Annotated in this window: 14 protein-coding genes; all 14 read left to right on the top strand. The window is 42.8% G+C overall.

The window, feature by feature from the left end:
* Positions 1 to 143 precede the first annotated feature (143 nt).
* On the top strand, positions 144 to 887 hold the full coding sequence (locus HMPREF2685_RS06630) for a DeoR/GlpR family DNA-binding transcription regulator (RefSeq protein WP_070466018.1): 744 nt from the start codon (positions 144 to 146) through the stop codon (positions 885 to 887).
* Complete coding sequence (gene pfkB, locus HMPREF2685_RS06625) at positions 884 to 1,795, top strand: 1-phosphofructokinase (RefSeq protein ID WP_070466016.1); 912 nt, start codon at positions 884 to 886, stop codon at positions 1,793 to 1,795. Before HMPREF2685_RS06630 ends, pfkB begins: the two co-directional genes overlap by 4 nt.
* Positions 1,792 to 3,759 (top strand): PTS fructose transporter subunit IIABC, encoded by a 1,968-nt coding sequence (locus tag HMPREF2685_RS06620; RefSeq protein WP_070466014.1) that lies wholly within the window; start codon positions 1,792 to 1,794, stop codon positions 3,757 to 3,759. The genes pfkB and HMPREF2685_RS06620 overlap by 4 nt, the downstream gene beginning before the upstream one ends.
* 125 nt (positions 3,760 to 3,884) lie before the next feature.
* Positions 3,885 to 4,322: a hypothetical protein gene (locus tag HMPREF2685_RS06615; RefSeq protein ID WP_070466012.1), complete on the top strand. Its 438-nt coding sequence runs from the start codon at positions 3,885 to 3,887 to the stop codon at positions 4,320 to 4,322.
* Positions 4,323 to 4,378: 56 nt separating this feature from the next.
* Positions 4,379 to 5,455, top strand: coding sequence for a hypothetical protein (locus HMPREF2685_RS06610; RefSeq protein ID WP_070466010.1), 1,077 nt, complete (start codon positions 4,379 to 4,381; stop codon positions 5,453 to 5,455).
* Between the two features lie 132 nt (positions 5,456 to 5,587).
* Entirely contained in the window at positions 5,588 to 5,962 is a 375-nt protein-coding gene (locus HMPREF2685_RS06605; protein ID WP_003001888.1) for a DUF1149 family protein, read from the top strand.
* 3 nt (positions 5,963 to 5,965) lie between these two features.
* Positions 5,966 to 6,814 (top strand): DegV family protein, encoded by an 849-nt coding sequence (locus tag HMPREF2685_RS06600; protein ID WP_070466009.1) that lies wholly within the window; start codon positions 5,966 to 5,968, stop codon positions 6,812 to 6,814.
* A 10-nt stretch (positions 6,815 to 6,824) separates the two neighbouring features.
* A complete protein-coding gene (dapB, locus tag HMPREF2685_RS06595) occupies positions 6,825 to 7,592 on the top strand; it encodes a 4-hydroxy-tetrahydrodipicolinate reductase (RefSeq protein ID WP_070466007.1) in 768 nt (255 codons plus the stop codon).
* On the top strand, positions 7,589 to 8,800 hold the full coding sequence (locus HMPREF2685_RS06590) for a CCA tRNA nucleotidyltransferase (protein ID WP_070466005.1): 1,212 nt from the start codon (positions 7,589 to 7,591) through the stop codon (positions 8,798 to 8,800). The genes dapB and HMPREF2685_RS06590 overlap by 4 nt, the downstream gene beginning before the upstream one ends.
* Positions 8,797 to 10,665 (top strand): ABC-F family ATP-binding cassette domain-containing protein, encoded by a 1,869-nt coding sequence (locus HMPREF2685_RS06585; RefSeq protein ID WP_070466003.1) that lies wholly within the window; start codon positions 8,797 to 8,799, stop codon positions 10,663 to 10,665. Before HMPREF2685_RS06590 ends, HMPREF2685_RS06585 begins: the two co-directional genes overlap by 4 nt.
* Positions 10,666 to 10,674: 9 nt before the next feature.
* A complete protein-coding gene (locus tag HMPREF2685_RS06580; protein WP_070466001.1) occupies positions 10,675 to 11,193 on the top strand; it encodes a hypothetical protein in 519 nt (172 codons plus the stop codon).
* Between the two features lie 86 nt (positions 11,194 to 11,279).
* Positions 11,280 to 12,239, top strand: a complete 960-nt coding sequence (locus HMPREF2685_RS06575; protein ID WP_049483614.1) for an ROK family glucokinase — start codon at positions 11,280 to 11,282, stop codon at positions 12,237 to 12,239.
* Positions 12,240 to 12,318: 79 nt separating this feature from the next.
* On the top strand, positions 12,319 to 13,158 hold the full coding sequence (locus tag HMPREF2685_RS06570; RefSeq protein ID WP_070465999.1) for a thymidylate synthase: 840 nt from the start codon (positions 12,319 to 12,321) through the stop codon (positions 13,156 to 13,158).
* 203 nt (positions 13,159 to 13,361) lie between these two features.
* Positions 13,362 to 18,401, top strand: a 5,040-nt coding sequence (locus tag HMPREF2685_RS06565) for a CshA/CshB family fibrillar adhesin-related protein (protein WP_148130462.1), incomplete at its 3' end; no start/stop codon positions are given.

Here is an 18,401-nt window from a genome sequence, read left to right as displayed (position 1 = left end):
ATTTAACAAAATGAGTTCTTTCCTGCTTTTTTTATACACTTTTGATTTTTTTGAAAGAAAATGATAGAAAATGATAAAAATTGTTGACATTTTTTGAAGAAAGAGTATAATGGTTTTTGTAATCGATTGCAAAAGGAGGAGAAATGCTCAAATCTGAACGAAAACAATTTATCCTCGAAAAGGTATTAAAGGAAAAATTTGTTTCCTTAGAAATCCTTGTGCAAGAGCTGGGAACGTCTGAATCAACCGTTCGTCGAGACTTGGATGAGCTAGAAGCTGAAAGCAAACTTCGCCGGGTTCACGGCGGTGCGGAAAGCCTGCATTTTCTTCAAGAGGAAGAAAGTAATAAAGAAAAATCTATCAAAAACATTCAAGTCAAGTCAAAAATTGCGGTAAAAGCAGCAGAGTTGATCAAAGATCATGATGTCATCTTTATCGATGCTGGGACGACTAATGAACTCTTGGTACAAGAAATTGTCAATCCAACGGTAACTGTGGTGACCAATTCGATTCACCATGCGACTAAGTTGGTCGAGCGAAATGTTCCGACGGTCATCATCGGTGGGAAGGTAAAATCTTCTACAGATGCTAGTATCGGAGGGATCGCGCTCAATCAAATCGGTCAGTTGAATTTTGACAAGGCCTTTCTTGGAATGAATGGAATCGATGATGAATTTTACAGCACTCCAGACCTGGAAGAAGGATCTGTCAAGCGTGCGATTATCGAAAATGCAAAAAAAACCTATATCCTAGCGGATAATTCGAAAATTGGGGTGACATGCTTTGTCAAAGTGGCTCCGATCAAGCGCGCCATGATTATCACCAATCAATGTGAACCGCAACGATTAAAGGTTTTAAAAGAAAAAACGGAGGTTATAGAGGTTTGATTTATACAGTAACACTGAATCCAGCCATTGACTATATTGTTCGTCTCGATCATGTAGAGACCGGGGCCGTCAACCGGATGGCTTCGGAAGATAAATTCGCCGGTGGTAAGGGGATCAATGTTAGTCGTGTCTTGAAGCGGCTCGATATTGAGAACACAGCGACAGGGTTTATCGGTGGTTTCACAGGACGCTTCATTGAAGATGTACTGACTAGTGAAGCCATTTCAACCAACTTTGTGACAGTGGATCAGGATACCCGGATCAATGTCAAGATCAAAGCTGATCAAGAAACAGAGATCAACGGGAACGGTCCAGAAGTGACAGAAACTCAGTTGCAAGAATTACTCAGCATCCTATCAAGCTTAACAGTAGATGATGTGGTAGTCTTTGCAGGATCTGCCCCATCTTCACTTGGAAATGCTGTTTACAAAGAATTGATCGCAGCAACTCGTGCGACAGGTGCACAAGTCGTTTGCGACTTTGAAGGGCAAACCTTGATTGATTCCTTGGAGTTTAATCCGCAATTGGTTAAACCAAACAACCATGAGTTGGGTGATATTTTTGGCGTTACCTTGACGGAATTGCCAGAAATCGAACGCTATGCCAAAGAAATCTTGGCCAAAGGAGCACAAAACGTCATTATTTCCATGGCGGGTGATGGTGCTCTCCTTGTCAGTCCAAGCGGCACTTACTTCGCAAAACCAATCAAAGGGCAAGTGAAGAATTCAGTCGGAGCTGGAGATTCTATGGTAGCAGGCTTCACTGGTAAGCTCGCAACGACAGGAGATGTCATCGATGCCTTCAAATGGGGAGTGGCTTGTGGAACAGCGACCACTTTCTCAGATGATTTAGCGACAGCTGACTATATTAAAGAAACTTATGAAAAAGTAGAGGTAGAAAAACTATGAAAATTCAAGACGTTTTAAATAAAAACGTGATGTTGTTTGATCTTCAGGCAACAGATAAAGAGGGCGTGATCAATGAGATGGTCCAATCGCTCGTTGATAATGGTGTGGTGACAGATTTTGAAACCTTCAAAACTGGTATCATGAACCGTGAAGCACAAACTTCAACTGGTTTGGGTGACGGAATTGCTATGCCGCACAGCAAAAATGAAGCTGTCAAGGAAGCAACAGTCTTGTTTGCAAAATCAAACAAGGGTGTTGATTACGCCTCTCTGGATGGTCAACCAACAGACTTGTTCTTCATGATCGCAGCTCCAGAAGGAGCAAACGACACTCACTTGGCGGCCCTTGCTGAACTGTCTAAGTACTTGATGAAACCAGGATTTGCGGATAAACTTCGCCAAGCAAGCACACCTGAGCAAGTGATCGCAGCCTTTGATGCGGAAGAGCAAGTAGCTGCAGCAGAAGAAGCGAAAAAAGCAGAAGCAGTCAAAGAAGCAGCTTCATCTGACAAACCTCTTATTGTTGCTGTTACAGCATGTACAACTGGTATCGCCCACACTTACATGGCAGAAGAAGCCCTCATCAAAAAAGGTGAAGAAATGGGTGTTACGGTCCGTGTTGAAACCAACGGGGCATCTGGTGTCGGCAACCGCTTGACAGCTGAAGAAATCGCCAAAGCTGAAGGGGTCATCATTGCGGCAGATAAAGCGGTTGAAACCGCTCGTTTCGATGGCAAAAAATTGATCTCTAAACCAGTCGCAGCTGGTATCCGTCAGACAGAAGAATTGATCCAAACCATCTTGGACGGCAAAGCAGATGTCTTCCACGCTGAAAATGCTGCCCAAGCTAGCGCTAGCCAAGAAAAATTGAGCTTGGGTGGAGCCTTCTACAAACACTTGATGAGTGGGGTTTCTCAAATGCTTCCATTCGTTATCGGTGGTGGTATCTTGATCGCCCTAGCCTTCTTGATTGACCAAGTTCTTGGTGTTCCTCAAGATCAATTGTCTAGTCTTGGTTCTTATCATGTATTAGCAGCACAATTTAAAACAATTGGTGGTGTAGCCTTTGGCTTCATGCTTCCTGTACTTGCAGGTTACATTGGATTCTCAATCGCTGAAAAACCTGGTTTTGTAGCAGGGTTTATCGCTGGATCTATTGCTAGCTCAGGGTCAGCATTTGGAAATATCGCCTACGGTGCTGCTAAAGGTGAATTACCAGCAGCCGTATCATCAGGTTTCCTTGGAGCTTTGGTAGGTGGTTTCCTTGCAGGTGGAGTTGTTCTCTTACTTCGCAAAGCCCTTGCAGGTCTTCCACGTTCACTCGATGGTATCCGTTCAATCCTTCTCTTGCCATTGCTTGGTGTTGGTTTGACAGGATTCTTGATGTTCCTCATCAATATTCCAATGGCTGCTATTAATACTGGTCTTAACAACTTCCTTTCAAGCTTGTCAGGTAGCTCAGCTGTCCTTCTTGGACTTCTCGTCGGCGGTATGATGGCTGTAGATATGGGTGGACCAGTTAACAAAGCCGCTTATGTCTTCGCTACAGGTACACTTGCTGAATCTGTTGCTTCAGGTGGTTCTATTGTTATGGCAGCTGTTATGGCAGCTGGTATGGTTCCTCCATTGGCAGTATTCGTAGCAACAGTCTTGTTCAAAGATAAATTCACACAAGAAGAACGCGATTCAGGTTTGACAAACATCGTTATGGGTCTTTCCTTCATCACAGAAGGTGCCATTCCATTCGGTGCAGCTGACCCAGCCCGTGCCATCCCTAGCTTCATTGCAGGTTCAGCATTGACAGGTGCCCTTGTTGGTCTTGCAGGCTTGAAACTCATGGCTCCTCACGGAGGAATCTTCGTTATCGCCCTTACTTCAAACCCACTTCTTTACATCTTGTTCGTATTGATCGGTGCTGTCGTAAGTGGTATCTTGTTCGGATTGCTTCGTAAACCTAAAAACTAAACCTATCTATAAGGTTGGGGACTTCCCGACCTTTTTCTATACTCAAAAACACCAACTAGTGATGAAGTTGCGAATCTCTATAGATTTCGATATGATAGTAGAAAGCATTTTTTCTTGGAGGATCAATGAGAAAAAAGAAGAAATACCTCATCTGGGGGATAATAGTAATTGCCCTGTCAGGAGTGGCCATTATCTGTTCTAAATATCCAAACTTGTTTTCAATTAATAGTCATCAAGTAAAGCAAGCCAGTCCCAAGGAACAACAGTTAGAAGAGGTAAAGAAGCATGCGAAAGAAATTGAAGATTTTGTGAAATCTTTAAGTCCTAAAGTTGAATCTGTCCAGATTGCTTGGGATGAAACACAATGGGAAGAAGTAGGAAATGGTACCCCTCAGAGCGGCGGTCAAGTCCTTCGAGTTTTTGGAGGTTTTAACCACATCCAAAATTCAAGTTGGAGTGTTTTGGTTTATTTAAAAGACACTAAGAACGATGATACAGATTCTGTTGAAGGAATTGGTAGCGGTGGTCCACTTCGTGTAGAAGGAAAACTTTTTGACGAGTAGCCTTTTAAAAATTTTTAGCAATTTATTAGATTTATAATAGAAATGGAAAAAGATAAATGAAAAAGAAAATAATTTTTGCTACTTCGTTAGTTCTAGCAATTGCAGTCGTTGTTTTTGGACTATTTACCTATCAACGTCACCAAAAACAAGAAAAAGCTAAACAAGAACGTGAGAAATATGAAAAATATGACTACTACACCGGTATATGGGAAATCGATTCCTATAAATTTTTGGAGGATGGTAAGTGTGTTGCAGTTCATTGGAAGTCACTGACTCCTAAGGAAGATAAGGTATTTGCCAAGTACCATCCAGATGAAGAAGAAAATTTATTAGGAGCTCATGGAGCATCTAATAAGCGTTATATTGTTCGTACCTATTTCCATAATTCAACCTATAGATGGACACAGAAGTTACCTAAAGAGGACCCCGATGTTTATTTTGCTCTATCTATTTATCGAATTAGAGATCAAAAGTTAGAAGGAAGTCAGGTAGATCTCTATAAGTTGGTGGAAGAATATAATTCGAATTATGTTCCAGAAAAAACAGGAGGTATTGAAGAAATTAATGGTAAAGATTATTTACCGATAAAAGTATATAAATTAGACTCGAGGAATTCAGGGACTAGACAACTTTGGCTAAATCTCGAAACGAAGAAAATTGAGTGGGAGGATTCAAAAGAACAAAGACATCCGGAAACTCCTTCTGTTGATTTAGGACAATTAAAAGTTACTCTAAAAAATACCACGAAAATATATCGAACTACTAATGCATATGATGACTCATATCAGAATCAACTAACATTCTTTCCTAATAATTTAAAGAGAAGCGTACTGGAAAAGTCCGATCCAAAAGCCTATCAATTACTCCGTAAAAAAGATTCTCAATTATATATTTTGCTTGATGCCAAATTACATTATGACGAGGTTTACGGCAATGTCCAACAGTTTATTGAGCTGTACAAACTCTTTGTTCCCGCCAATACAAATCTTTATGAAGGTATTACAATTCCAGCAGAATTGAGTAAAGATGGACAGGTCCATCAAGTGAATACCAAAGAAGAGTTTGAGAGATATTATGATGTGGACAAAGATAATGAACTAACTAAGCAACGTAGAGTTTTGGTAGAGCAGTAGTAATTTAAAGAAAGGTCCGGAAACCCTGGTCTTTTCCTCTTGTGCTAGTGAAAAAATCACCTCAGTCGGCGTTGGTATCTTGAGCTGAATTATGATATAATAAGCCTATCGCATATTTTTAGGAGAATAAAAATGGATATTCAACGTGAAAAAGAATTTGTCAGCCAATACCACTATGATGCTCGTAATTTTGAGTGGGAAAAAGAAAATGGCATCCCTGAAACAAAAGTAGATGTAAACTTTCAATTGATCAATCGTGATCAAGAACAAAACACGACTTCTTTGATTGTCATCTTGAGCTACATGATTGTTTTTGATGGTTTTGTGATCAGCGGAACCATCACTCAAATCAACCACTTGTTTGGTCGTTATGTCAATGAACCAAGTGAATTCAGCAAAGACGAAGTGGAAGAATTGGCTCGCCCTTGCTTGAATATGCTCAACCGTTTGACTTATGAAGTCACAGAAATTGCCCTCGATTTACCGGGTATTAATTTGGAGTTTTAATCAATGAAATTAGCAGTGATCACGGATTCGTCTGCCTATTTAACGCAAGACGTGCTCCATCACGACGACTTATTTATTTTAGAGATCCCGATCTATATCGATGGGGAGTCTTATGTTGAAGGGAAGAACCTGACACACGATGAGTTCTACCAAAAGATGGCTGCGTCTAAGGAATTGCCAAAGACTAGCCAGCCGAGTGTAGCAGAGTTAGAAGAAGTCCTATCTGGTTTGACAGCAAAGGGCTATACGCATGCTCTTGGTCTCTTCTTGTCATCAGGCATCTCTGGTTTCTACCAAAATATCCAATATTTGAAGGACGAATTTGAAGGCTTGACCGTCGAATTTCCGGACTCAAAAATTACCAGTGCTCCTCTAGGAATGATGACAGAAGACTGCTTGAAATGGGCTGGTGAAGGCCGTTCCTTTGATGAGATTGTGGCCAATGTCCAACACCAGATCGATGGTACCTCTGCCTATATCATGGTGGATGATTTGAACCACTTGGTTAAAGGTGGTCGTCTGTCAAATGGGGCTGCCATTCTTGGGAACCTCTTGAGCATCAAGCCTATTCTTCATTTTAATGATGAAGGTGTGATTGAGGTCTTTGAGAAAGTCCGGACGGAAAAGAAAGCCATGAAACGCTTGGTAGAGATTGTTGTATCAGATATCGCAGATGGTCATTACCAAGTCTTTGTCATCCATGCCAATGTCCCTGAAAAAGCAGAAGCACTTCGCCAACTGCTCATTGAAGAAGGAGTGGAAGGTGATATTCCTTTTGCTACCTTTGGAGGGGTGATTGGGACGCACTTAGGTGACCATAGCTTAGCAGTCGGGTATATCCCCATCGTTTAAGGAGAATTCTATGTCAATTAAAGTCATTATCGCGGGTTTCAAGGGAAGAATGGGACAAGCAGCCTACAAGATGGTTTCAGAAGATCCTGAGCTAGAATTAGCCGGCTTGATCGATCCATTTACTGATGAGACAGAGGTTGCAGGAGTCCCTGTCTTTAACCGCAAAGAAGATCTTGTGGGTCTAGAGGCAGATGTTTGGGTGGACTTTACCATGCCCAAGGTCGCTTACGAGAATACTCGCTTTGCAATTGAAAATGGCTTTGCGCCTGTTGTGGGAACGACTGGATTCACTCCTGAGCAGATCCAAGAATTGACAGACCTTTCACGTGAAAAGGATTTGGGTGGCTTGATCGCGCCGAACTTTGCCATTGGAGCCGTACTCTTGATGCAATTTGCAGCGCAAGCAGCCAAGTATTTCCCGAATGTGGAAATCATTGAATTGCACCACGATAAGAAAAAAGATGCACCGAGTGGAACAGCAATTAAGACCGCTGAGTTGATCTCTGAGAAGCGCGAGAAGATCCAGCAAGGTGCAGCAGATGAAGAAGAGTTGATGCCTGGGGCAAGAGGGGCAGAGTTTGAAGGGATGCGCATCCATTCGGTTCGATTGCCTGGCCTAGTCGCTCACCAAGAGGTGATTTTTGGTAGCCAAGGCGAAGGGTTGACTCTCCGTCATGATTCCTATGATCGTGTTTCCTTCATGACAGGAGTAAATCTAGGGATTAAAGAAGTTGTCAAGCGTCATGAGCTTGTTTATGGTTTGGAACACTTACTATGAGATTAGAAAAGATGCCTTCTGAGTTTCAGGAGGCTTTACCAATATTAGAGAAGATTAAAGCAGCTGGTTTTGAGGCTTATTTTGTTGGGGGATCTGTCCGAGATGCCCTCTTGGATCGTCCCATTCACGATGTCGATATCGCTTCCTCCTCTTACCCAGAAGAGACCAAGGCGATTTTTGATCGCACAGTAGATGTCGGTATCGAACATGGGACCGTCTTGGTCCTTGAAAATGGTCAAGATTATGAAATTACGACCTTCCGGACGGAGGATGTCTATGTAGATTATCGCCGTCCAAGCTCCGTGTCTTTTGTACGCTCGCTAGAAGAAGACCTCAAGCGTCGTGATTTTACGGTCAATGCCTTTGCCTTAAATGAAAAAGGAGAAATTGTTGACCTCTTTCATGGACTAGAAGATTTAGAAAACAAGGTCCTTCGGGCGGTTGGGCTCCCTCATGAACGGTTTAACGAAGATGCACTCCGGATCATGCGAGGCTTTCGTTTTCAGGCCAGTCTCGGTTTTGAATTAGAAGAGGCGACCTTTGATGCCATGAAGGAGTGTGCGCCCTTACTAGAGAAGATTTCAGTAGAGCGCACCTTCATCGAGTTTGATAAACTCTTGCTTTCACCATACTGGAGACAGGGCTTGGAGGCCATGCTTGCAAGCGGTGCTTATCACTATCTGCCAGAGATGAAGGATCGTAAAGAAGCGATTGAGCGTTTGTTTGACATAGAGCTGGAATATACCTTTTCAACTTCTGAGCAAGCCTGGGCTGCTTTGGTCTTAGCACTAGAGATTCAAGATATTCCAAAATTCTTTAAGAAATGGAAGACCTCTAGAGAATTCGCCAAGACGGTGGAGCAGATCGTGGAGATTCTAAAGCTCCGAGAAAAAGGCAGTCTAGACAAGCGTGCCTGCTACAAGTATGAGAAACGTTTGTTACTGGTTGCTGAAGAGCTCCGTGAAGCGTATGCCTTGAGTGTGGATTATTTGGCCATTGAGCGCGTTTATGATAGCTTGACCATTCATGATAAACACGAGGTTGTGGTCAATGGCGGTATGTTGATCAAAGAATATGGTTTTCAACCAGGTCCAGCCTTAGGAGAGATTTTGACAAAAATTGAATATGCTATTGTCGATGGGGAACTGGCTAATGAGAAAGAGGCCATCATCGCCTATATCCAGCAAGCAAAAGAGGAGGAAAAATGAGCGATTTTATTGTCGATAAATTAACCAAATCTGTCGGAGATAAGACCGTCTTTCGTGAGATTTCCTTTATCATTCACGACTTGGATCGGATCGGATTGATCGGGGTCAATGGGACTGGGAAGACCACTCTGTTAGATGTATTGTCAGGTCGCTCTGGCTTTGATGGAGATGTGAGTCCTTTTTCTGCCAAGAGTGATTATACGATTGGTTACTTGACGCAGGAACCTGACTTTGATGATCAAAAAACGGTTTTGGATACGGTGCTATCTAGTGATTTGCGCGAAATGCAGCTGATTCGCGATTATGAATACTTGATGGCGAATTACCGAGAAGAGAACCAAGCCCGTCTTGAAAAGGTCATGGCGGAGATGGATTCGCTTAATGCTTGGGAAATCGAGAGTCAGGTCAAGACAGTCCTTTCCAAACTTGGGATTGAAGACCTGAATGCCAAAGTTGGGGATCTATCTGGGGGCTTGCGTCGTCGGGTGCAATTGGCCCAAGTTTTGCTGTCTCACCACGACCTGCTCTTGTTAGATGAGCCGACCAACCACCTAGATATTGATACCATCGAATGGCTGACCAATTTCTTGAAGAACTCTAAGAAAACCGTGTTCTTCATTACCCACGATCGCTATTTCTTGGATAATATCTCGACTCGAATCTTTGAGTTGGATCGAGGTGGCTTGATCGAGTATCAGGGCAACTACCAGGATTATGTCCGCTTAAAGGCTGAGCAAGATGAGCGTGATGCAGCCCTTCTTCATAAGAAGCAGCAACTCTATAAGCAGGAGTTGACCTGGATGCGGCGTCAACCCCAGGCGCGTGCGACCAAGCAACAGGCGCGGATCAATCGATTCCATGATCTCAAGCAAGACTTGTCTGGTCAAAGCAACCAGACGGATTTGGAGATGAACTTTGAGACCAGCCGAATCGGAAAGAAAGTCATCGAGTTTAAAGATGTGAGTTTTGCTTTTGAAAACAAGCCGATTTTAAAGAACTTTAACCTCTTGGTGCAAAACAAAGACCGCATTGGGATTGTCGGGGATAATGGCGTCGGCAAGTCCACCCTACTTAATCTGATCGCTGAGCGACTCCAGCCTCAGTCTGGGCAAGTCATTATCGGAGAAACCGTGCGGGTGGCTTATTTCTCACAACAGATTGATGGTTTGGATGAGAGCAAACGCGTGATTAATTTCCTCCAGGAAGTTGCTGAAGAAGTGAAGACGACCGTTGGGACGACTTCGATTGCTGATCTCTTGGAGCAATTTCTCTTCCCACGTTCCATGCACGGAACCTTGATCGAAAAACTCTCCGGTGGTGAGAAGAAGCGCCTCTTTCTTTTAAAACTCTTGATTGAAAAACCCAATGTGCTTCTTCTCGATGAGCCAACCAATGACTTGGATATCGCTACCTTGACGGTTTTGGAAAACTTTCTTCAAAACTTTGGAGGGCCAGTCATTACCGTTAGCCATGATCGCTATTTCCTAGACAAGGTCGCAAGCAAGATCCTGGCTTTTGAAAATGGGGGCATTCGTGAGTTCTTTGGCAATTATACGGATTACCTGGATGAAAAAGCCTTTGAAGCAGCCCAGGTAACGGCTAGTCACAAGGTTGAAAAAGAGAAACCTGTTAAGCCAAAAGAAGAGAAGAAACGCATGAGCTACAAGGAGAAGCAGGAGTGGGCAAGCATTGAAGCAGATATCGAAGCCATTGAAAATCGGATTGCAGAGATTGAAGTGGAGATGAATGAAAACGGCTCTGACTTTGGCAAATTGTCAGCTCTTCAAAAGGAATTGGATCAGGAAAATGAGCGACTACTTGAGAAGTACGATCGCTATGAATATCTGAGCGAATTAGATGAATAAGGAGGCCCTATGAATCAATTGAACCGGATATCCCTTGGGATTTCAGCCACTATTTTTACCATTATCGGTATCGTCTTGTTTATCAATCCAATTGAGCACATTGGCTCGTTTAGCTGGTTGATATCTTGTGGCTTCTTTTTAATCTCCCTTTCGCGTTTTTCACGCTATTACCGATTGCGTCAGGCTGGTATAATTCAGCAGCAACAGCTCTTTCACAGTATGGTCGCCTTGGTTTTTGCGGTCTACTTACTGCTTTATGGCTACAAGACCTTGCCGATTGTCTTTCCAGTCACTTTAGGAATTTGGCTGATCTACCGTTCGATTTTAAACTTCCGAAAAGCCAATTTCTACTCGAGGAAGGTTGAGGAACTGTCCAAGCGTTATATTTTCTTTGCCTTGCTACAGCTCTTCATCGGCTTATTCTTAATCGTTAGTCCGCTTTCGATTAGCGTCTTTCTATTAAATATTATTGGCTTGATTTTCCTCATTTTAGGATTTCAATCTTTTATTCTCTTGTTAAAAAGTTAAGAAAAGTTACGTGCAAACCTTTGCGTTTGATAAAAAGTCTGATATAATAGAACTGTAAGTGTTTACAAGTTTGAAAGGAGTTACAGATGTCTAAAAAAATTATTGGGATTGACCTTGGAGGAACTTCCATCAAGTTTGCTATCCTCACTTTAGATGGGGAAGTTCAAGAAAAATGGTCTATTAAAACAAATATTTTGGATGAAGGAAGTCATATTGTAGAGGATATGATCGAATCGATCGCTCATCGTTTGGAAATGCTTGGGCTTGATGCTTCTGAATTCCAAGGAATCGGAATGGGATCGCCTGGTGTTGTTGACCGTGAAAAAGGTACAGTTATCGGGGCCTACAACTTGAACTGGAAGACCCTTCAACCAGTTAAAGAAAAGATCGAAAGTGCTCTTCATATTCCATTCTTCATTGATAACGATGCCAACGTTGCTGCTTTGGGTGAACGTTGGAAAGGGGCTGGTGAAAACCAACCTGATGTTGTCTTCATGACACTTGGTACAGGTGTTGGCGGTGGGATCGTCGCTGAAGGTCGTCTCTTGCACGGTGTGCGTGGAGCTGCTGGGGAACTTGGTCACATCACGGTTGACTTTGATGATCCAATCCAATGTACCTGTGGTAAAAAAGGCTGTCTTGAAACGGTTGCCTCAGCAACTGGGATCGTTAACCTCACTCGTCGTTACGCCGATGAGTACGAAGGGGACTCTCAATTGAAAGTCTTGATCGACAACGGTGAAGAAGTGACAGCTAAAACAGTCTTTGATCTAGCAAAAGAAGGCGATGCTCTTGCATTGATCGTCTACAGAAACTTCTCACGCTACCTTGGACTTGCTGCAGCCAATATTGGTTCAACCTTGAACCCATCTAAGATCGTTATCGGTGGTGGGGTATCTGCGGCTGGAGACTTCCTCTTGGATGGCGTGCGCAAGGTCTTTGAAGAAAACTCATTCCCACAAGTACGTGAATCAACCCAATTGGCGCTTGCTACATTGGGAAATGATGCGGGTGTCATTGGTGCCGCATCTCTAGTATTACAATAAGATTAAAAGGAGATTTGCCTCTCCTTTTTTTCTATGTCCTATGATATAATGAAGGCAAAACTGGATTCAAGGAGAGTATATGACAAAAGCAGATACAATTTTCAAAGAAAACATTCGAAAAATCATGGAAGAAGGTGTTTGGTCTGAACAGGCCCGACCTAAGTACAAGGATGGCAGAACGGCCAACTCCAAGTACATCACGGGAGCCTTTATGGAGTTTGACCTCTCAAAAGGCGAGTTTCCTATCACGACCCTTCGTCCCATCGCGATTAAATCAGCCATCAAAGAGATGCTCTGGATCTACCAGGATCAGTCGAATAGCTTAGATCTGTTAGAAGACAAGTACAATGTCCACTACTGGAATGACTGGGAAGTAGGGGATAGCCGTACCATCGGTCAGCGCTACGGAGCTGTTGTCAAAAAGCATGACATTACGAACAAGATCCTCAAGCAATTAGAAGCCAATCCTTGGAATCGCCGCAATATTATTTCCCTCTGGGATTATGATGCCTTCGAGGAGACGGAAGGACTCTTGCCCTGTGCTTTTCAGACCATGTTTGACGTACGGCGCGTGGATGGAGAGATCTATCTAGATGCAACCTTGACCCAGCGTTCGAATGATATGTTGGTAGCTCACCATATCAATGCCATGCAATATGTAGCCCTACAGATGATGATTGCCAAGCACTTTGGCTGGAAGGTTGGGAAGTTCTTTTACTTCATTAATAACCTTCACATCTATGACAATCAATTTGAACAGGCTGAAGAGTTACTCCGTCGGGAGCCTTCAGATTGTCGGCCACACTTGGTTTTGAATGTACCAGATGGAACCAATTTCTTTGACATCAAACCAGAAGATTTTGAACTGGTCGATTATGATCCAGTGAAGCCACAATTGAAGTTCGATCTTGCCATTTAGTAATAAATCAAGGTTTTTTGATACCTTGATCAATTGGTAAAATCCTTTTAGAATTAAAACAATTTTAGCTAAAAATTTTTACTCATTTTTGAGTCAATATGTTTTGAAAATCGTTCGGATTTTGTTAAAATAGATAAGGTTTGTAAAAACTAAACAATTTTAAAAAGAATGTTAATTTATAGATAAATATGGAGGTCCATTAGATGGGGAAAGACTTATTTAATGATCGTATTAGCAGATTCTCAATTCGTAAACTGAATGTGGGGGTTTGCTCAGTACTATTGGGAACACTTGTTATGGTTGGTACAGCAGCAAGTGCAGCCGCAGAAGAAAATACAAATACGACAAGTGAAAGTGTAGCAGCAGTTGCAACAGCATCAGAAGCGCCTGAAGCGTCAACAGCTACAGCAACTTCAGCAACATCAACAGCTGCAACGACATCTACTTATGATGCAAACGCAGCAATCACTGCACCAGAGACTTCAACTGCTGCAGCAACATCAACAGCACCTGCTTCAACTAGTGAAGCAAGTAGCACAAGCACAGCAGCTTCAGCAACATCAACTGCTACAGCTACATCAACCGCTGCAACACCAAAATTAGAAGCAACTACGCCAGAAAATAATGCTGCACCTGCTTCAACATCTGCAGATAAAAAAGAAGCACCAACTCTTTCAGCTGGACAAGGTGTAACAGCAAATAATACTGTAACAACGGAAGAGACAGCCAACACTTCTCGCCGTCGTAATCGTCGTGCTGTCGGTGACGCAAATGATTCAAACTTGATTGGCGATGACGTTGTAGATGCAACTTCAACTCCAAAAGTTGAAAAACCAGGCTTTACTACAAATGTAAGTGCCGCAGACCTTGCTAGTCAAATCTCCTGGTTAGACTTTGGTGATGTAGCCAACTGGACAGGAACAACGACGACATCGAGTGGGAATCTTGCCCTTCAAGTTGGTGCTACCTATACTAAGGAAATTATGCCGGGTTATGTGGTTACCATCAAAGTAAAATCTTTGAAACCCTTCCAAGCGACTGAAATCTACAAAAAGCGTTTAGAAGACCGAGGAGCGACGGCTGCTGAAAAAGCAACCTATGATCCAAATGCAAAAAATGGTTATGTGAATGGAAATGGAAATCAGTCGTATACTATGCCAGCATTTAATGCCGGTGAAGAAGCTAAAGTTATAGCAAATGCTCAAACCCGTTGGACAGAAATAATAGGTGAAGGCATCAATACTGGGACTAAAAAAACAACCATCAGTTCCGAGTTTGACGGTGGGAATATCGGTGTTCAGTTTGATGTTTCTGCAACCTTCCGTGGAAAAGTGGTCAAACCTGCCATTGTCATGGCGGATGGTGAGTCCGCTAACCCTGGTGAATTGGTTATGTTCACCACAAACGGACAAGGTTGGCAACATATTGGTGAGTGGTATAAATATGGAAATAAATCTACTAAAACTTATATTCCACAAGATACAGACAATTTATTTGGTTCAAACCCTATAACTAATATAGATGGCTTGAATTTCTATGCGGTGAACCTTAATCAACTTCGTAATAGTACTCAAGTCGGACCAGACAAAAAAGCAGTTGCTTGGAAATATTATGGAAGTGCCGATTTAACAACTGCAGGTCTCGGAACGGGAGTCTTCGGACCAAATATTTCTGCAAGTAGTGTTGCTGTTCCCCTTGTTATGACACGTGGGGCTTCTGAAGTTGGTTTATATATCGCTTCAGGTGGGAAACAGGCAGCTATGCTTGGCTTCTTCCCGCTTGATGAAGGGGATGCACCGGAGTCTTATGGTAAGGCTATCCACTCTATCGCAACCGTTGATGGGATAACAGGTAAGAAAGTTAACCAGCCTTATCTTGGTCACTTAAGCCCAGATATGGATGAAAACAATACCCTTGATTGGACTGGTGATGACAAGGCGACCACTGCGGATGAAGGCATCGACCAATTACTTCCAAATGATCTCAAAGGAAAAACCAATGAGTTGATCAAGATGGACCGTACCAAACCAGGTAATTATAAGATTTCTGTTGAAGCCCATACGGATGGAGCAGCAAAAGCTAACATCTATGGTTGGATAGATTTCAACCAAAACGGAACCTTCGATGAAGATGAACGGTCTGATTTAACAACTATTACCCAAGATGGGACGGCTACGTTAAAATTTACAAAGAGTAAAACCTATATTGATCCTAGTGTCAATGAATTGGGTGTTCGGATCCGTATCGCAAAGAATGATAAGGAGATTGAAAGCCCAACCGGTATGGCCTTGTCAGGGGAAGTTGAGGACTTCAAGACTCAAATCACCCACCCACCAAAAGGAGAATTCAAAGAAACAAGTGGTCTTCAAGGGGCGAAGCAAACTGCAACTGTAGCCTTTACTGCTCGAGGTTTGCAAGGCTATAGCTTAACTGAGCCAGCTAAAATTGACGAAACAATTGAACCTTACATTGTTGATTCTAATGGTAACAAAGCTACTTTAGATGCGGAAGGTTACTATGTCGTGCCAGGTCAAGGTAAATACAAAGTTACTGGTAATGGTAAAGATGTAGATGTGGAATTCATCCCAGAAGATCACTTCCTTGGAACAGCTGACGGTATCTCTATCCGTCGTACAGACAGCAATGGCTACGATACAGGTTGGTCTACAAAATTCCCAGCTGATGAAGCCAATGTAGATACTGTTTTGAATACTATGGATGGTCTTTATATCCCAACTGTTACACCAACGGAAATTGAAGGGGTAGATAAGACTTCAACAGATGTCCAAGGTGCGACTCAAACTGGTACACCAACCTTTAACACAACTACAACTAATGCAAATGGCGAAAAGATCTCTGTCACTCCAAGCTTGGAATACCCTGCTAAATTGGTGGACCCAGCGACTGGTCAAGTAACCAATGCAACCTCTGTAACAGTAGCAGGCGAAGGAACATACAGTATTGATGATGCTACTGGTAAAGTAACCTTTGTTCCAGAACCAGGATTCACAGGTACAGCTCAAGGTGTTACCGTATCTGTAACAGCTCCTGTCGGAAAAGATAAAGACGGTACCGTCCGTGATGAATACATTAAGACAGCTACGGCTAAGTACACTCCAACTGTAACTCCAATTACCATCACTCCAACAGACAAGGTTTCTGAGGACATCCAAAACGTTCCACAAACCCAAACACCAACCTTTGATTTGAGTAACGACAAGACTGCTGAAATCACTAGCAAGAAATTGGTGGATCCCGCAACTGGTCAACCGACTGATGAAACAACTGTAACAGTAGCAGGAGAAGGTAGCTATACTATCGACCCAACGACTGGAGCAGTAACATTTACGCCAGAAAAAGACTTTGTTGGTACTGCAAAAGGAGTAACTGTTCAGGCAACTGCTACTATTACAAATGCTAATGGTAAGACTGCAACCATTACTTCAGATGCGACCTACACACCAACTGTTGTGCCAGCAGTTCCAACTGCAAACCCTGCAACTTCAAAAGATATCCAAGGTGCGACTCAAACCGGTACACCAACCTTTGCAGGAAAAACTGTTCAAGTAAATGGTGAAGATAAAGCTATTACCATTAAAGACAATAGCTACACATTGCTAGATAAAGATGGTAACGAAGTTTCAACGACACCAGCTTATGCAGCAGACGGTACAACCGTGATCGGTAACTTCACAATTGACCCAGCAACTGGTCAAGTGACCTTCACACCGACTGATAAATCTTACACTGGTGCAGTGACACCAGCCAAGGTTCAAGCTGAAAGTTCTAACGGTATCAAGGTAGATACAACCTACACACCTGAAATCGTTCCTGTCACACCGACAGCAACTCCAGCTGAAACAGAAGATATTCAAGGTGCTACACAAACTGGTAAACCTGAATTCAAGGGTGGAACAGTAACTGTTGATGGTGTTGAGAAAACTGTAGCTATCAATGAAGCCGTTCCAGCAACCTTCGATGATGGTTCAACAACCAAGACTGTTGACGGTGTAGGTACTTACACAGTAGCTGCAGATGGAACCGTAACCTTCGTTCCTGAAAAAACATTCATCGGTACAGCGCCAGCCGTAACGGTTGTTCGTGAAGACATGAATGGAACTAAGGCTTCAGCGACCTACACACCAACCGTAACTCCGGTAACACCAACTGCAACACCAGCTGAATCAACAGGTGTTCAAGGTGCGACACAAACTGGTAAGCCTGAATTTACTGCAGGTAACAGTCGTGTTCCAATGAACGATGATGTTGCTGCAACATTTGACGATGGTTCAACTACTAAGACAGTTGATGGCGTTGGTACTTATACAGTAGCAGCAGACGGTACTGTTACATTTGTTCCAGACCCAAGCTTTACTGGTACTGCACCAGCCGTAACCGTTGTTCGTGAAGATAAGAACGGAAGCAAAGCTTCTGCAACTTACACACCAACTGTAAATCCAGTCACTCTTACTCCAACAAATAAAGTTTCTGAAGACATTCAAAATGTTCCTCAAACTGAGACTCCTACATTTGCTTTGAGTGATGATGAAACTGCTCAAATTACAAGTAAGAAATTGATTGACCCTGCAACAGGTCAACCAACAGATGAAACAACTGTAACAGTAGCAGGTGAAGGAACTTACACAATCGATCCAACTACAGGAGCAGTAACCTTCACACCTGAAAAAGACTTCGTCGGAACTGCAACTGGCGTGAAAGTCCAAGCGACTGCAACAATTACCAATGCAGACGGTAAGACTTCAACTATCACTTCAGATGCAAGTTACACACCAACAGTTGTAGCAGCTGTTCCAACAGCTAATCCAGCTACATCTAAAGATATCCAAGGTGCGACACAAACTGGAACACCAACCTTTGCAGGAACAACTGTTCAAGTAAATGGTCAAGATAAAGCGATCACCATTAAAGATAATAGCTACACACTTTTGGATAACGATGGTAATGAAGTAACTAGCACACCAGCTTATGCTGAAGATGGTACAACTGAAATTGGTACTTACTCAATTAATCCAGCAACTGGACAAGTAACCTTCACACCAACTGACAAATCATATACTGGTAAAGTAACGCCTGTTAAGGTTCAAGCTGAAAGCTCAAACGGCATCAAGGTAGATACAACCTACACACCTGAAATTGTTCCAGTAACTCCAACAGCTACACCAGCTGAAACAACGGATATTCAAGGTGCTACTCAAACTGGTAAACCTGAATTCAAGGGTGGA

Source organism: Streptococcus sp. HMSC074F05, assembly GCF_001808725.1.
Classification (GTDB): Bacteria; Bacillota; Bacilli; order Lactobacillales; family Streptococcaceae; genus Streptococcus; species Streptococcus parasanguinis_I.
The sequence above is the reverse complement of the archived record's forward strand: the minus strand, read 5'-3'. Positions and strand labels throughout refer to the sequence as shown.

Coding starts and splice junctions, on each gene's coding strand:
- HMPREF2685_RS06630 (WP_070466018.1), top strand. CDS start 144: ATGCTCAAATCTGAACGAAAACAATTTATCCTCGAAAAGGTATTAAAG.
- HMPREF2685_RS06620 (WP_070466014.1), top strand. CDS start 1,792: ATGAAAATTCAAGACGTTTTAAATAAAAACGTGATGTTGTTTGATCTT.
- HMPREF2685_RS06615 (WP_070466012.1), top strand. CDS start 3,885: ATGAGAAAAAAGAAGAAATACCTCATCTGGGGGATAATAGTAATTGCC.
- HMPREF2685_RS06610 (WP_070466010.1), top strand. CDS start 4,379: ATGAAAAAGAAAATAATTTTTGCTACTTCGTTAGTTCTAGCAATTGCA.
- HMPREF2685_RS06605 (WP_003001888.1), top strand. CDS start 5,588: ATGGATATTCAACGTGAAAAAGAATTTGTCAGCCAATACCACTATGAT.
- HMPREF2685_RS06600 (WP_070466009.1), top strand. CDS start 5,966: ATGAAATTAGCAGTGATCACGGATTCGTCTGCCTATTTAACGCAAGAC.
- dapB (WP_070466007.1), top strand. CDS start 6,825: ATGTCAATTAAAGTCATTATCGCGGGTTTCAAGGGAAGAATGGGACAA.
- HMPREF2685_RS06590 (WP_070466005.1), top strand. CDS start 7,589: ATGAGATTAGAAAAGATGCCTTCTGAGTTTCAGGAGGCTTTACCAATA.
- HMPREF2685_RS06585 (WP_070466003.1), top strand. CDS start 8,797: ATGAGCGATTTTATTGTCGATAAATTAACCAAATCTGTCGGAGATAAG.
- HMPREF2685_RS06580 (WP_070466001.1), top strand. CDS start 10,675: ATGAATCAATTGAACCGGATATCCCTTGGGATTTCAGCCACTATTTTT.
- HMPREF2685_RS06575 (WP_049483614.1), top strand. CDS start 11,280: ATGTCTAAAAAAATTATTGGGATTGACCTTGGAGGAACTTCCATCAAG.
- HMPREF2685_RS06570 (WP_070465999.1), top strand. CDS start 12,319: ATGACAAAAGCAGATACAATTTTCAAAGAAAACATTCGAAAAATCATG.